Raw genomic sequence first — 13,354 nt, 5'->3', positions numbered from 1 at the left:
TTGGGAGCAATTGTACAAAATTAAGGGGAATCTAAAGGGATTATGAGGCAGATGAAATGTAAGATATCAAATTCTAGAGATATATATCCGATAAAGATAACAAATTTTTATCGTTTTGCCTGAAACAGCTTAACTCGGTAGCAATACTATTCCAATGAAGGATAGAATGCGACTATTTTATGAAATATGCACTATTAGTTTTAAAGTTGTATATGTCTGATGTAAATAAGCCAAGTAACCATAGCAACAATATCTTTAAAAAAATCTTGTTAATGATTGGAACTGGAGGATTATTACTTGGGATTCCGATTATGTTCATTCGAGTTCCACCAAGCTGTAGCTGTGGTGATAGCAGTAAAGCTACAGTTGGAAGATTTATTAAGGCACAACAAGCATATTTCTCGGAGAAATCAGCTTTTGCTCAATCATATAGGTTGTTAGAGCTTGGAGATGGAGATGCACCAACAGCTACAAGCCGCTATCGATATACCGTAGACATGAGTAAGGATAAGTCATTTATATATGCAACTCCGATAAAAGAATTCACAACTGATGTATTTCAATTAGGACTGACCAAACAAGGCTTCAACAGCCTGATAGGTGCAGTTGCTTACGAGCAAAAAAATAAAACTACTATTTCAATAATGTGCCGCTCCGAAAAACAGACTTTAGCTTACCCTCCCCGACCTATTTTTAAACAAGGTAATTTTAGCTGCCCTATCGGTTTTGAAAGTATCAAATAAAACAGTATGCAAACATTTAATGGCCTTTTTAGGAGGATTTATCGGAGTCATAATAATGCCCCTATAATGATGATACTTACCAAAATTGAAGCTGCTATGGGCAAGCCTGTATGCCGCAGATAAGACATGGCGTTTCTTGCTCGGTTTTCGGCAGTGTCAAATTCAAACAATCCCACTAACTAATACTACAAGCTGCTAGTTTTACAGCTAAAGCATTGGGGTATCGCCACGGTTGAGAACCACCAATCCAAATACGTGAGGGTAAATGACCGATTGGTGCTTTGAGACTAAAATCAAATTCCGAGTTGGCAGAAGTATAATTGTACATATACCAACCAATTTGATGACAAAAAATACCATAATCTCCATTGACGTTTTTGTAAATAAGTGTCTGTACACTAAAACCAAAGCGTCCATGACTGGAATTCACCCATAAATGGTCAATAGTCTGCAAATCTGGACAGGGAATTTTTTCAAGATCACTACTAAATATATAACTACCTCTAGGCTTTGCTAGCGCTTGAGACATCAGTTCCCAAGTTTCTCGATCTGCTGATTGCCATTTTCCTTTTGCTAATAAACCACGCAAATTTGTGTAATCAATAGTACTTACTGTCTGATAATTAGAAATATTTAGCAATTTCTTAGGTTGTTGCTCTAGTGTATGCAACACTTCTGTTGCAGATTGGAAGCGTTGAGAAACGGCATTTTGTAAAAGTTTATCTAAGATTTCACAGAGGTGAACACTAACAGTATTGTTTGCTGGTAAATGTTTTTGCCATACCCAGCAATCGTTACTAATATCGAACAAATCAAAGGGAGAAACATTGGTGAGTAAGTAAATACATGTTACACCCAAACTGTAAAGATCGCTAGCTGGTAATGCCTTTCCTCGCATTTGTTCGGGAGCAATATATTCTGGACTACCTACTATTGTGCCTGTACGAAGTTGCCTCGTATTAGTGGCGAGTTTAGCAACTCCAAAATCTATTAAAACTAAGTCTCCTCGAACCGAACGACGCATAATATTTTCCGGTTTAATATCTCGATGGATTACTTGTCTGGAATGGACAAATTGGAGTGTGAGCAATAAACTTTTTAATATCTTCCAAATTTGCGGTTCTTGAAAAACACCTTGTTGTTGCAATTCCTGGGCGAGTGTTTGTCCATCTACTAATTCTTCGACGATATAAAACTTTTTGTTTTGTTCAAATTGCGCTAGTAATTTGGGTATTTGAGAGTGTTTTAATTCATTAAGATGAAGTGCTTCCTCGTGAAATAAATTGACTGCTTTGTGCCAAATTTCAGTGTTTTCCTCTTGAAAACATAGCTGTTTGATTGCACATTTGGGTTGTTCTGGTAGATGTTCATCAATAGCTAAAAACGTTCTCCCAAAGCCACCGCGTCCAATGACGGCGAGTGGGCGATATCGCTGTTTGAGTAACAATTCCTGACCACAACTATTACAAAAACGAGAGATTTCAGAATTTTGCGGACGTAGGCAATCAATATTAGTACAGTAGCTCATACTACAAGAGTTCTATTTGTTGCAATTAATATATATAAAGTATTCCCATACAAACGCCCCTCTCACTAAAAAAGATGACCTACTGGCTATTTCTTGGCAACCCCAGGCATTCGCAACTTTGAGCTAATGCCTTGGCAGACTTTTCTTTGGCTTGATCGCTCAACGGTTGACCTGGGATTTTACCCTTTTTCACTTCAAGGGCATCAATACCACAAAGCTAAACTGACATTTGGCTTCCATCGGGAAAGATGAACTGTAATGCTCTCCCCATCTGCCACTTGGGTAGCTATTCATTCTTCAGTAAGCGCAATCGATGGCTGGTTAGTTCTTTGGAAAATCAAGATAGTGGTGATGATAACTCCAGTGATTGTAGGGCGACCGCATAATGTCGATAAGTAAAATTTATTCTCAATAGAGCTAAAAATAATGTCATTAACCCTTGCTTATTGCGAAGAAATTAGGCGTAGGCAAAGCCCGCCGCAGGCATCACTTTGGGGCTTTAAAAATAATCAAACGCGAAAGGAAAGATTTTTTCGTTGTTTCTTAAGCTTCGTTGCGATCAAGAGTAATTTAGATGCGTTTGCCCTATCAGCGATCGCAGTTAAGATTATGGGAGTTCTCTGCAATGGATTCATGTTGCTAGCTCTGTTGTTGCAATATAAGAAACCATAATTTTAGTTTCCCTGCACTAATCTATACTCTGATTAATGTGTCATTCAAATTTCTATGAGTTGCGAACATTTAGACAATCTGACTACGGAGACTCTGATTTCTAAAGCAAACTACCCAGTATTTCGTTGTGAAGAGTGTATCCTGATAAACAGTCACTGGGTACATCTGCGTATTTGTCAAAGTTGCGGCAAGATGCTGTGCTGTGATTCTTCTGTTCATCAACATGCCCGACGGCATTACGAGAAAACTGGACATTCAGTAATTAGCTCGGCTGAGTTAGGAGAACAGTGGTTATGGTGTTTTTTGGATGAGCAGGCAAAAAACTATTAAACTAAGGCGATTGTATGGCAAATGTTTCCTTGGCAGACTACTAGTAGTCTGCCAACCCAAAAATGCACCTGTGAGGACTGGGGAAAGGGAAAGGGAACTGGGTTTGGGATTTAAACCCTTTACCCCTTCCCCTTTCCCCTTTCCCCCGCCAAGTTTACTTGGCGAACTACTAGGATTGGTCAGTTATTCAAGCAAGCCCTATTTACAAGCGAGGAAATTTTGGGTGAAACAAATGAGAAAAATTGGGTTGCTAGGTTTGACACTAGTTACTTTGGGGACATGGTTTAGCTTGCGTTCCTCCCCACCGTATATATCTTCTGCGCTCCCAACCATTAAGCCCTCACCACCAAAAACTATCCAGTACCTAGAGCGCATCTTGCCCCAAGGCATAGCTCACATTTTGTTAATTCCAGCCAATAGCAGATTTGTGGTAACTGGGGCATTATCAGCCAAAGCAAACACCGTGGAGGAATTTGCCCAAAAACGTAAAGCGATCGCTATCTTAAACGCAGGCTTTTTTGATCCAGCCAATCAAAAATCTACATCCTATGTTGTTGTTGCTGGTCAACTTGTGGCTGATCCCAAAGATAATGAGCGGCTAGTGAATAATCCCCAGTTAAAACCTTACCTAGCCCAAATTTTCAATCGCACCGAATTTCGCCGCTACCAATGTGGGCAAACCATCCGCTATTCGATTGCTTTGCACAATGAGTCAGCACCAGCAGATTGTCAGTTAGTCGATGCTATAGGTGCTGGCCCACGCCTGTTACCAGAACTCACCTTAGTACAAGAGGGTTTTGTAGATAATGCCTTGGTACGCGATGCACTAGGCAGCAACCAACTCAATGCTAGAACTGCTGTAGGTATTACTCGTGATGGCAGCATTATTTTAGTAATGGTAACGCAAAAACCTTCACAACCAAATAACTCTGGGATATCTCTACTGCAACTAGCAGACTTAATGAAAATCCTTGGTGCGTCCGAAGCGATGAACTTGGACGGAGGTAGTTCATCTTCGCTTTATTACTTGGGTAAAACTTTTTACGGGAAAGTTGATTTACAAGGAAATCTCATCAAGCGACCCGTGAAATCAGTTTTACTGGTTCAAGAAAAGTAGTATTATCCACCACACCCGTAAGCCGTATTCATTACCTGCTGCCAACTTGCCCTACACAGTATCATCCATCCAGCCACACTCACAATCCCAATGCACCCGTGCTGTATAATCCTGGTCAAAGGATGCGCCACACTGAGGACATTTGCCAGTAAACATCGGATGCCAATCAATCAATTCTAATTGTTCCTCTGGTGTCCAGCGCTGCTGTGGTTGCACAATCAACTCGCCATTGTAGTAGCTTGCCCCCTCCGGTTCCCACAGTTCTACAGGTTCGGGGTTGGGGTCTTCTCGAAAATCTAGGCAGCTGTCACCGTCTACCCCATCAGCGTGAACGACACAGACAAGGTGGGGGTTATGGGCGATCTGATAGTTGCGACCTACCAGATGGGCACTCAAACATTTCTCCTAAATCAATTTCAGTTAATTTAGAAGCAAGAAAGTATATGTTACCAAATGATCGATCCTCTAGGGATGAAAACGTGTCTAATCTCGATAGCTGCATCAAGACCTATTCAGCAGTGGAGTTGAGTATTGCCCAAGAACGCCTCCGCCAAGCGAGGTGGAGTTTTAATTTAGCTTTGGCAATGACGGCGGCTTTTGCTGTGATCAGCTTGGTCGGTGTTGGACTACTGCTATCAGGCAAGACTACAGAAGGATCTGTTGCTGCCGCAGGTGGGTTCGCCTCCAGTGTCCGCTGCCTTCAACTGGCAAAGGACACCAATGACCGACTAGACAAGGTAGCTGCGGAAATTTAATTTCTGCTGTGTCTTCAAGGGCGATCGCTTCCTCTCATGGTTGCGATCGCCTGTCTGCTACATTTCCTCTAAGAACAATAGGAGCGATCGCACTTTCCTAGTAACTTTCCTCTAAGAATTTAAGTTCAACATCACTTAAAAAGCTCTCCTTCATTCAAGCAATAAATTTTACTATAAAAACGCATTTTCAGGATATTTACTGAAGAATACCCGATTGTATATGGTTAATATGTAACAAATAATATAGCAGCAGCTACTTAAGCTAGAAGGTAAAGTTTAGAAGTTAAATGACTATCAAAAAACCCTTGGCTATCAAACAGCCGGAGGTGGGGCAGATCATTCATGATTTGCGGCTTTTGGTTGGGCTAACGCAAGAACAGTTTGCAGCTACTCTCGGTGTGACATATACCACGATTAACCGTTGGGAAAATGGACGCTCTAAACCCTCGCCAATGGCGATTAAGCTTATTGAGCAGAAGCTTGATGAGATGGGCACTCAGGGTCAGGATTTGTTGGCTAAGTATTTGCCGAATTAGTTGTTTGCTCAGTTTTGATGTGAGCGATCGCCACATTATAGTTGCGATTGCAGATTTAAGCTGCCAATTCAAGATTTAAGTTATTTAGGCAAAGATTATCGGCTACTAAAACTTATTAAAGTTACCGAACGTAGATATGTATTAAACTCTGAACACGATCCTGTTGAAGGTGGTGATGATTATTACGATATGGACTTGAGAAACATAAATAATCCAATCATTAAAGAAATAGATTTAGCTACTGCTCAGAGGCTAGGTAAAACCAAAACAAACTATTAACTATAGGCGCGATTGCCCCACCCAAGACAAGCAAGGAAATCTACCAAACAATGACCTACTGCCTATTTCAAGCCCAACGCCACAAACTACAAAATTACACAACAGGAATGGCAACGTGTACATGAATTGAAAGGATAGCGATCGCGCTTGACCTTTTTAGTAGTAAGTTCGCATTCCGTTCGCTCAATGTTCAGCCTGAAATTAGAAAGGTGAGTAATTGATGAAGAGACAAACATTGCTTGGGATGATGGCAAGCTTAACAGTTTTGGGTGTAAGCTTCCTACCAGTTCAGGCTCAAAAAACAACAGCCAGTCAACCAAATTCTAACCTGGTCAATGCAATCACAGAGACTATTCGCAAAGAATTTGCAGATGCTGATTTAAATGAGATTAAAACAGGACTTACGCAACTGGCACAGTGCGATCGCTCTCTCCATCAAGAGAGGAAAAGTTAAGGATGCGTAGTTACCAATCGCGCTCAAGCCTAAAAATAAGCAGTTTAACCAAGATAAGGGTATGTGTCGGTTTAATTTTCAATAATTCTGTCCAGTATTTTATAGCATTATAGTTAAAGATTATTTAACTTGAATATGGAACGCCTCTTTCAATAAGGAAATAGAGCCATCGGCAATAAACCGCACACCAATTGCTAGGATGAAAAAACCAAAAACTCGATTTAAGGCTCCCACACCATTTTTTCCTAACTTCTTAATAAGTGGTTCTCCTAAGACGAGGCACAGGTAAAGGCTTATACCTATTAAAGCAATTCCCACTAAAGACTCAACATAGTCTACCCAATCTTTAAAGCTAATCGATAAACTCGTTACTACCCCAATTGCTCCAGGCCCACTGATTAATGGCACTGCCATTGGTGTAAAAGAAATATCTTCTTTATCTAGAGCCTCATCATTTTCTGATGAAGTTAGTCGTTGACGGACTGTAACCATTTCCCACGCTGTATGAGCAACAAGTAATCCCCCTGCCAGCCGTAGCACATTTAATGAGATTCCAAAAAATTCTAGAATCCACCTGCCAGTTAGTAAAAACACAGCTAAAACTAAGACTACATTTATGGCAGTTTGTATCGCCTGCCGATGACGCTGTGATGATGTTTCTCTCGCTGTTAAGCTGTAAAAAACCGGAACTGCACCGATTGGATTGGCGATTGGGAAAAGAGCCACAAAGGTTGCTAATGTATTTGGAATTAACGACATCATCAATATTTGGATATCTAGGTTTCCTAGAAGCAGAGTTTAGCAGACAGTCGGGGTGCGGTTGTACCCACTTTACTGCTTTCACGAAAAACTCCAAGAACCACCGATGCGATGCCACCGGAAAGGGCTACGCTTACGCCCCTGCCCAATCAAGCGAGGAAAGCCCAAGCGTAGGCGCACCCGGCCGTAGGCATCGCTAATTATCAGCAAGCTTACACGCTCATTGCATGACTCTGCTATCAATTGGTAGTGAAAAGTCATTAGACCATTCATTCCAAGAGCCAAAATAATTTCTGGCAGAAATTCCTGCCATTTGCAGAGCAATCAGAGTATTCGCCGCTCTAGAACCTTTAAAACAGTAGACGTACACTTCTGACTCGGAAGTAATACCTACTGATTGACAAATTTCTCGGATTTCATCTGGCGAGCGAAACGTGGGGATTTCCTCTTCAGATGTCATTAGACGATGCCATTCTAGCCATACAGCATTAGGTATTCTCCCTTTGCGAGGACAAAAATCAACAGCATAGGGAGAAGAACTCAACCCAAGCCATTCTGAACTGTCGCGCACATCTAATTTAATAATTGCTGGATTGTCAATTGCTTCTAACATCTCGGCGGTAGTCACCATAATGTCAGCGTTGGGATGCAATCTAAATATGCAGCTTTGACGTAATGGTACTTCTGAGGTAGTAGGTAATCCCGCCCAAAGCCATGCTTTATATCCTCCGTGTAAGATAAATACCTGAGCGCAACCCAAATATTTCAGTAAGAAAGCTGCTCGACAAGATTGACCATAACCTTTATTTAAACTATCTTCATAGACAATACAGCACTTGCGTCTGTTATGAGGTACAATAAATTAAAATATAAATACATTTAAATGAAGTCATACTCTGTCGATCTTCGAGAAAAAATAGTTGCAGCACATCTTCAAAAAAACATCTCAATCAGGAAAGTAGCTAACATATTTTCCGTCTCAAAGAGTTTAGTGCAAAAGCTGGTAAAACAACAAAGACTTGAAGGAAATTTACAATCCAAGCCGCGAGGAAAGCCACAATTTAGTCATTTAACAAATGCTGACATAGAGTTGAGAGAATTAGTTGAATTATATCCAGATGCAACATTGATAGAGTTGTGTGAATTATTTGCAGACAAGACTGGTAATTGGGTAGGTCAAAGTGCAATGTCTCGTGCGTTACAGAAATTAGGATTAAATCGGGAATGCAGCCATTCGTTGATTTTATGCCCTACATTGGTTGCCGCATTTCCATACTCAACAACGAGAAATTTGAAGCACTACCTCCCAAAGTGCAAGCAGCAGTTAAAGAAGGTTTTGATGTGGTAGAAACTAGTGGGGAAGAGGCACAAAGGATAAATGAGGCATTGCTAAGAGAGTTGGAAGGGTAATAAATGACATAGTAGGACTGCCCAACAAACGGCGATCGCCTCCTCTAACATAAGTATTTACTTGATGAACGCCTTATAATCTTCAATTTTAGTAGCCAAGCGGGATGCTAGAAATAAGCTGGCATCTTTCAAAGCTTCATAAATCTGAATAGCTTCTTCTCGATACCGAATAATTTTGTCTTGATTCCAATAATGTGGAGGTGCTTGGAGGTTGCTGATTCTATCTGCTAATTTCACCATCCATATTTCTAGGGGTTGCTCTTTTATTCTTCGCAAACTGTCTGACATTTGAAGATGTTTTGCTAAACTTTCATCTTTAGTTAATGCAAGTACACCATTAGCTACTGATTCACTAAATTCAGTTTTTATTTCCTCAAAAGTGGTATCAGTATCTTCGATTGTGTCATGTAAAATAGCACATTAGACATCTCCAAAATAGTATCATTCTGTGATAAAAGAACATTAGAGAAGTTTTTTGACACATAAATATGAGTGATATACTGAAGCATATTGAAGAAAATCCTAAAGAAACACGGAGGTTAATTGGTCTGGAGTATGAACAGTTACAACAATTAATCGAAAATGCCGAACAATTAAATTATGAAAAACAAGCTTTACTAGAATCAAAAAAAATTAGAATTATTGCTGGCGGTGGAGGTCGAAAACCAAAACTATCTGTAAAAGTTCAAATAATTTTTTGATATGCATGTGCAGCAAATCTATAAGCTTTGATGTAGCTTTCTTGTGACCAGTTTTGTAAGCTGAGTTGATATGTTTGCATTGTTCGATTTTTGGGGCGGGGCGATCGCCCTACCCAATCGCAGCCATGATATGCGATCACGGGCAAGTATCTACGCTTTTTCTTAGAGGAAAACGGGAATGCGATCGCATCCTAACTCAACTTACTCTACCGGAGTTAAGCTTACAAAAAAAGCCATGTGTGAAATTATCTCACGTTTTATTGATACCAACTGACGTTGTGCATCAATAAAACCTCTTCACCTGTTCGGACAGCCTGGCATATTATCTCCAAGCAGCAACCGTGCTAGGCTAGGTAATGCTTCACCATAGGTAGGATGAATATGAACTGATCGCTCTAACAACTGCCAGGTTGCTCCCGCTTCCATCAGCTGCAGAAAAACATGCACTAGTTCAGCAGTTTCGTACCCCACCAGGGTGGCTCCTAAGATTTTGTCGGTGTCGCTGTTGATCACCATGCGGTAAAACCCCAAGTCATGTCCCCACTCGATCGCACGAGCAATTTGGCTCATGGGTAACGTAACAGCACGCGCGTTGATGCCATGCTTGTGAGCCTCTTGTAACGTCATCCCCACTCGCCCAACCTGTGGCTCTGTGTAGATAGCATAGCCAAGGACACGATCGCTCCGTGTCCGGTTTTCTCCACACAAAATTGCTTTTAAGCGGCGATAGTCCTCCCACGACACATGCGTAAAGGCAGGCTGTTTGGCAGCATCTCCGATCGCATAGACTCCAGAACAGGTCGTGTGAAACTGGTCGTTAATTTTGATAAACCCCTTATCATCTAGCTCAATGCCACTCTTGGCTGCATTTAATGCACCTGTATTTGGTTTGCGTCCAATTACAACCAGCAACGCCTCTCCCTGGAGTTCCTCACCACTGCTCAATGTCAGCTTAAACACATCATTTTCATGTGCCACCTGATTTACATTCACCCCGAAGTGAAGCTCAATCCCATCCTGCTGTAATGCTTCTGCTAAAACCTCGCTGACATCAGCCTCTTCCCGATCGAGGACGCGATCGCCCCGCACAATTAAGTGGGTTTGACTGCCCAAACGCGCCAGTCCTTGCCCCAGTTCCAATCCAATATAGCCAGCCCCAATTACCAGTAACCGGGGTGGTAATACTTTTAAGTCAAAAAAGTTGCGGTTGGTCAGGTAAGGAGTCCCTGCAAGACCCGGAATATCAGGAATCAGCGATGACGTGCCAGTATTAACGATAACTATTGGAGCCTCAACGGTGACATCACCCCCTCTAACGGTACGTTCACCAACAAAGGAAGCTTCAGCGCAAACGATTTTGACGCCTGCATCATCCAATCGCTTCTGAATACCCTGGTTAAAGCTGTTACGGATTAAGCGTACTCGCTCCATGACGGCAGGAAAATCAACCTCAACTTCCGTGTGGATGCCTAATTTCTTTGCCTGACGGGCACGCCCTGCTGCATGAGCTGCTGCCAAGAATGCTTTGGAAGGAGTGCAACCATAATTGATGCAACTGCCGCCCAAAGCATCCCGCTCAAACAAGACCACCTTGCGACCCTCTTTGACAAAATCAGCTGCTAGTGGAATGCCTCCTTGACCGCTCCCAATCACAATGATGTCTGCTGTTTCCATCAGCGCTGGACTCCAAGTTGATAGTTTGCTTTCATAACATTCTCACACTCCAGGTTAAAGATTTTCACGCATGATTGTATGTTTGATTTTTTTGGGATAATTTATTTTTTGGAAGTCCCAAAAGGGAAAAGTAAGTAGACTTTGCTTGTAATCGAACCCTACCCAAATGGTTGCCCCCACGTTACCCACATTTCCTTATTAAAAGGCGACTTCCACTTTTGAATTAGTGCTTGCTCTAGCTGCTGCCTGGGTTTTCTCTGGACTGGGGCATCCCAGCAGAAAGCGATGCTCACTTCCCGTTGCAGTCCATAATGATGATGCAATGAATGGTAACTATCTAAATATTGCTTGCATCCATGCTCACCTTTCCACCGTTTACCAGATCGTCTTGTTTCACCAACATACAACAGCAAGGGCATGGCATTATCGATCACAAAATAAATAGCGGCGCTACCCGCATCTGTTGGCATCCTGTAAAACGCCATTGATTGCAGGGCAGAGTAAAAGGATCTATCGCGTCTGGGTCGCAGTGTTTTGGTGCAATGTCAAACAATGTCACCTGCTCAGGTGGTTTGTTCTCTCTCAGCTTCTGCTGATAATCCAAAATCTGAGATTTCCACTTCAGCAGGGCATCAGCACTCATCAGCAGCGCCTCTGCTCTATGTGCTGGTGTGGGTTTTACGTCTGGAAATAGGTTTAGCTGATTGGGTTCCAAGGGTATTACGGGGAGCGTGCCGACTAGCTGATTATCTCCCAGAACTGAAATCCAAGATGTGAGTTAACGGATTTAGGCGATCGCATTCTTTGAAACTGGAACCGGAACAATAAACTTATTTTTGCGCCCAAATCTGCGTGACGCGAGGAATGCAAAATATTGTTGTTTCGTCAGCAGCCATTGCGCCAGAACTCGCCGGAGAATAAATAAACTATTGCGCCGTGTTATTTCCTAAGACTTTAGGCTAGAATCCCCATTCCTAAAGGCTAGGGGTGTTGACAGGGGATTTATGATTTTAGGCTCATGTCCCCGCAAGGATTCAGGTTTTATAATTAAAGTTAAAGGGCTTAGAGCATTAAGCATAAATGAGGTTAAAGGCTGTGAAGAAAATAGTTGTTGCTGCAATATTCACCTTAATCGCTGGCTCAACATCTTTACTTTTTCCCCAAGCCGCTAAAGCTGATAGGGTTGTTTACTGCCATCCTGTTACTGAGAATAGGGCGATCAAAGAATCGGCATCTGACCACCCCCATGCTTATGCAGATGGTTTTCGAGAAGGAGAACAAAGCGCTCGGAATAGAGTTGCTTATAAACCTCGGACTGTGGGAGGTGAATTTGCTCGTGGTTTTCAGGATGGTTATTTGAATCTACCTTATGCTGGGCAAGAGAATGTTGTACCTAAAACAATTGTGCAACATACTACTACTGTTTGTAATGAAGATGGTTATTACACCGTAGCGCCTCCGACTACTTACATCTACAACCCTTATCCCATCTATGTGTCGCCCTATCCTACTTATGGCATCAATTTCGGATTTGGAAGAGGGTTCCACTTTGGATTTGGCGGAGGGTTCCACGGATGGGGCCACCATCGAAGATGGTAGGGGTGGTGAATTTCATTGGAGAAAGTTTCTGGGCGGGAGGATACAAAGTATCCTCCCTCGGAAGGGACGAGGGAAAAATTCGAGAGTATATCTAAAATCAGGAACCTGTCAAAGAATTATGCCTTTGATATTCAATCCGCACTTGCTTAACGTCAATCTCAGATTCTAAAAACTCAAGTTTTTCTACTTGCTGTAATCCCAAACTTTCAAACTGTGCTAATTCTGAGTCTGATAATGGCCAAGGTGGGCCATCCGGTTCCGCTTCTGTATCTCAAGCATTGTGCCACCGGGAGCAACAAGGGAAGCAACTGAGGAGATAACCCAAGAACGCACATTCAACGGCAAAGCTTGAATATTACGACATTCAAAAACTTTGTCAAAAGCTTGATGCCATTGTGGGGGAATTGCTAACAAATCTGCAACTATATAGCTGACAGTCGAATCTGGAAATCGCTGTTGACACCAAGCGACTGCTGTCGGTGAAATATCAAAGGCAGTTACCTCAAACCCCAGATTTGCTAAAGCTTCGGCATCGTCTCCCAAGCCACAGCCAATAACTAACGCCTTTTGCTGTGAGGTGAATGGTTCATGATTCGTCAACCAATCTTGTAGATAAGGGTGAGAAGTTAACTTTGCCCAAGGAATTTTTGCTGTATCACCTTTAGCTTCGGCATATAAAACTTCAAACCATGTCGATGGTTCTGATTTTTGTAAAGCAACCTTGCTAACTGTTTAACATAAAATCGTATGTTATGGTTCAAAACTTTTGTTTTAGTAGATATCTGAGTAAAAATCAA

19 protein-coding genes and 3 pseudogenes are annotated in these 13,354 nt (G+C 41.9%); 12 read left to right on the top strand and 10 right to left on the bottom strand.

Annotated features, from left to right (window positions below):
* Positions 1-179: 179 nt before the first annotated feature.
* Positions 180-743, top strand: coding sequence for a type IV pilin-like G/H family protein (locus CDG77_RS30550; RefSeq protein ID WP_094332986.1), 564 nt, complete (start codon positions 180-182; stop codon positions 741-743).
* A 175-nt stretch (positions 744-918) separates the two neighbouring features.
* On the opposite strand, the gene CDG77_RS30545 is transcribed toward CDG77_RS30550, so the two are convergent.
* Positions 919-2,271, bottom strand: coding sequence for a serine/threonine-protein kinase (locus CDG77_RS30545; protein ID WP_094332985.1), 1,353 nt, complete (start codon positions 2,269-2,271; stop codon positions 919-921).
* A 426-nt stretch (positions 2,272-2,697) separates the two neighbouring features.
* On the opposite strand from CDG77_RS30545, the gene CDG77_RS30540 reads away from it, so the two are divergent.
* The 3 genes from CDG77_RS30540 (at position 2,698) to CDG77_RS30530 (ending at position 4,390) form a co-directional block, all read left to right on the top strand.
* Positions 2,698-2,943 carry a hypothetical protein gene (locus CDG77_RS30540; protein WP_094332984.1) on the top strand — a complete coding sequence of 82 codons (246 nt, stop codon included), beginning with the start codon at positions 2,698-2,700 and terminating at the stop codon, positions 2,941-2,943.
* A 54-nt stretch (positions 2,944-2,997) separates the two neighbouring features.
* A complete protein-coding gene (locus CDG77_RS30535) occupies positions 2,998-3,273 on the top strand; it encodes a UBP-type zinc finger domain-containing protein (RefSeq protein ID WP_094332983.1) in 276 nt (91 codons plus the stop codon).
* A gap of 232 nt (positions 3,274-3,505) precedes the next feature.
* Positions 3,506-4,390, top strand: coding sequence for a phosphodiester glycosidase family protein (locus tag CDG77_RS30530; RefSeq protein WP_094332988.1), 885 nt, complete (start codon positions 3,506-3,508; stop codon positions 4,388-4,390).
* Between the two features lie 51 nt (positions 4,391-4,441).
* Here CDG77_RS30530 and CDG77_RS30525 read toward each other — a convergent pair whose 3' ends face one another.
* Entirely contained in the window at positions 4,442-4,786 is a 345-nt protein-coding gene (locus tag CDG77_RS30525; RefSeq protein WP_094332982.1) for a hypothetical protein, read from the bottom strand.
* 83 nt (positions 4,787-4,869) lie between these two features.
* Between CDG77_RS30525 and CDG77_RS30520 the strand changes: the two genes are divergently transcribed.
* The 3 genes from CDG77_RS30520 (at position 4,870) to CDG77_RS30510 (ending at position 6,414) form a co-directional block, all read left to right on the top strand.
* A complete protein-coding gene (locus CDG77_RS30520) occupies positions 4,870-5,145 on the top strand; it encodes a TRADD-N-associated membrane domain-containing protein (protein WP_181154414.1) in 276 nt (91 codons plus the stop codon).
* Positions 5,146-5,432: 287 nt separating this feature from the next.
* On the top strand, positions 5,433-5,681 hold the full coding sequence (locus tag CDG77_RS30515; RefSeq protein ID WP_094332981.1) for a helix-turn-helix domain-containing protein: 249 nt from the start codon (positions 5,433-5,435) through the stop codon (positions 5,679-5,681).
* A gap of 499 nt (positions 5,682-6,180) precedes the next feature.
* Complete coding sequence (locus CDG77_RS30510) at positions 6,181-6,414, top strand: hypothetical protein (protein ID WP_181154413.1); 234 nt, start codon at positions 6,181-6,183, stop codon at positions 6,412-6,414.
* 120 nt (positions 6,415-6,534) lie between these two features.
* Here CDG77_RS30510 and CDG77_RS30505 read toward each other — a convergent pair whose 3' ends face one another.
* The 3 genes and pseudogenes from CDG77_RS30505 to CDG77_RS30500 all read right to left on the bottom strand — a co-directional run.
* On the bottom strand, positions 6,535-7,176 hold the full coding sequence (locus CDG77_RS30505; RefSeq protein WP_094332980.1) for a MarC family protein: 642 nt from the start codon (positions 7,174-7,176) through the stop codon (positions 6,535-6,537).
* A 78-nt stretch (positions 7,177-7,254) separates the two neighbouring features.
* Positions 7,255-7,383: a hypothetical protein gene (locus CDG77_RS38740; protein ID WP_258169750.1), complete on the bottom strand. Its 129-nt coding sequence runs from the start codon at positions 7,381-7,383 to the stop codon at positions 7,255-7,257.
* A 10-nt stretch (positions 7,384-7,393) separates the two neighbouring features.
* Positions 7,394-8,002, bottom strand: a pseudogene (locus tag CDG77_RS30500) (sulfurtransferase); the annotation flags it as partial.
* Positions 8,003-8,056: 54 nt separating this feature from the next.
* Between CDG77_RS30500 and CDG77_RS39230 the strand changes: the two are divergent.
* Positions 8,057-8,383: pseudogene (locus tag CDG77_RS39230) on the top strand (helix-turn-helix domain-containing protein); the annotation flags it as partial.
* Between the two features lie 14 nt (positions 8,384-8,397).
* A complete protein-coding gene (locus tag CDG77_RS38115; RefSeq protein ID WP_223270063.1) occupies positions 8,398-8,583 on the top strand; it encodes a hypothetical protein in 186 nt (61 codons plus the stop codon).
* A gap of 57 nt (positions 8,584-8,640) precedes the next feature.
* Here the strand turns inward: CDG77_RS38115 and CDG77_RS30490 are convergent, their stop codons facing one another.
* Positions 8,641-8,997: an HD domain-containing protein gene (locus tag CDG77_RS30490; protein WP_223270062.1), complete on the bottom strand. Its 357-nt coding sequence runs from the start codon at positions 8,995-8,997 to the stop codon at positions 8,641-8,643.
* 74 nt (positions 8,998-9,071) lie between these two features.
* Here CDG77_RS30490 and CDG77_RS30485 point away from each other — a divergent pair, with 74 nt between their 5' ends.
* Positions 9,072-9,284, top strand: coding sequence for a hypothetical protein (locus CDG77_RS30485; protein WP_223270061.1), 213 nt, complete (start codon positions 9,072-9,074; stop codon positions 9,282-9,284).
* A gap of 74 nt (positions 9,285-9,358) precedes the next feature.
* Positions 9,359-9,574 (top strand): hypothetical protein, encoded by a 216-nt coding sequence (locus CDG77_RS35890; RefSeq protein WP_143857125.1) that lies wholly within the window; start codon positions 9,359-9,361, stop codon positions 9,572-9,574.
* Positions 9,575-9,581: 7 nt separating this feature from the next.
* Here the strand turns inward: CDG77_RS35890 and CDG77_RS30480 are convergent, their stop codons facing one another.
* The 3 genes from CDG77_RS30480 to CDG77_RS38105 all read right to left on the bottom strand — a co-directional run bounded on the left by CDG77_RS30480 (position 9,582) and on the right by CDG77_RS38105 (position 11,673).
* Positions 9,582-10,958 (bottom strand): dihydrolipoyl dehydrogenase family protein, encoded by a 1,377-nt coding sequence (locus tag CDG77_RS30480; protein WP_094332978.1) that lies wholly within the window; start codon positions 10,956-10,958, stop codon positions 9,582-9,584.
* Positions 10,959-11,116: 158 nt separating this feature from the next.
* The gene (locus tag CDG77_RS38110; protein WP_223270060.1) at positions 11,117-11,428 is read right to left on the bottom strand and encodes a GIY-YIG nuclease family protein; all 312 of its coding nucleotides are present in this window, start codon (positions 11,426-11,428) and stop codon (positions 11,117-11,119) included.
* On the bottom strand, positions 11,389-11,673 hold the full coding sequence (locus tag CDG77_RS38105; protein WP_223270059.1) for a hypothetical protein: 285 nt from the start codon (positions 11,671-11,673) through the stop codon (positions 11,389-11,391). Before CDG77_RS38105 ends, CDG77_RS38110 begins: the two co-directional genes overlap by 40 nt.
* A 380-nt stretch (positions 11,674-12,053) precedes the next feature.
* On the opposite strand from CDG77_RS38105, the gene CDG77_RS37005 reads away from it, so the two are divergent.
* Positions 12,054-12,557: a hypothetical protein gene (locus CDG77_RS37005; protein ID WP_223270058.1), complete on the top strand. Its 504-nt coding sequence runs from the start codon at positions 12,054-12,056 to the stop codon at positions 12,555-12,557.
* 97 nt (positions 12,558-12,654) lie between these two features.
* On the opposite strand, the pseudogene CDG77_RS39225 reads toward CDG77_RS37005, so the two are convergent.
* Positions 12,655-13,318: pseudogene (locus CDG77_RS39225) on the bottom strand (class I SAM-dependent methyltransferase).
* Positions 13,319-13,354 lie beyond the last annotated feature (36 nt).

The organism is Nostoc sp. 'Peltigera membranacea cyanobiont' 213 (genome assembly GCF_002245975.1).
Taxonomy (GTDB): domain Bacteria; phylum Cyanobacteriota; class Cyanobacteriia; order Cyanobacteriales; family Nostocaceae; genus Nostoc.
Note: the sequence above shows the minus strand (reverse complement) of the source record. Positions and strands in the feature narration are given on the sequence as shown.

Coding starts and splice junctions, on each gene's coding strand:
- CDG77_RS30550 (WP_094332986.1), top strand. CDS start 180: ATGAAATATGCACTATTAGTTTTAAAGTTGTATATGTCTGATGTAAAT.
- CDG77_RS30545 (WP_094332985.1), bottom strand. CDS start 2,271: ATGAGCTACTGTACTAATATTGATTGCCTACGTCCGCAAAATTCTGAA.
- CDG77_RS30540 (WP_094332984.1), top strand. CDS start 2,698: ATGTCATTAACCCTTGCTTATTGCGAAGAAATTAGGCGTAGGCAAAGC.
- CDG77_RS30535 (WP_094332983.1), top strand. CDS start 2,998: ATGAGTTGCGAACATTTAGACAATCTGACTACGGAGACTCTGATTTCT.
- CDG77_RS30530 (WP_094332988.1), top strand. CDS start 3,506: ATGAGAAAAATTGGGTTGCTAGGTTTGACACTAGTTACTTTGGGGACA.
- CDG77_RS30515 (WP_094332981.1), top strand. CDS start 5,433: ATGACTATCAAAAAACCCTTGGCTATCAAACAGCCGGAGGTGGGGCAG.
- CDG77_RS30510 (WP_181154413.1), top strand. CDS start 6,181: ATGAAGAGACAAACATTGCTTGGGATGATGGCAAGCTTAACAGTTTTG.
- CDG77_RS30505 (WP_094332980.1), bottom strand. CDS start 7,176: ATGATGTCGTTAATTCCAAATACATTAGCAACCTTTGTGGCTCTTTTC.
- CDG77_RS38115 (WP_223270063.1), top strand. CDS start 8,398: ATGCAGCCATTCGTTGATTTTATGCCCTACATTGGTTGCCGCATTTCC.
- CDG77_RS30485 (WP_223270061.1), top strand. CDS start 9,072: ATGAGTGATATACTGAAGCATATTGAAGAAAATCCTAAAGAAACACGG.
- CDG77_RS30480 (WP_094332978.1), bottom strand. CDS start 10,958: ATGGAAACAGCAGACATCATTGTGATTGGGAGCGGTCAAGGAGGCATT.
- CDG77_RS38110 (WP_223270060.1), bottom strand. CDS start 11,428: ATGCCAACAGATGCGGGTAGCGCCGCTATTTATTTTGTGATCGATAAT.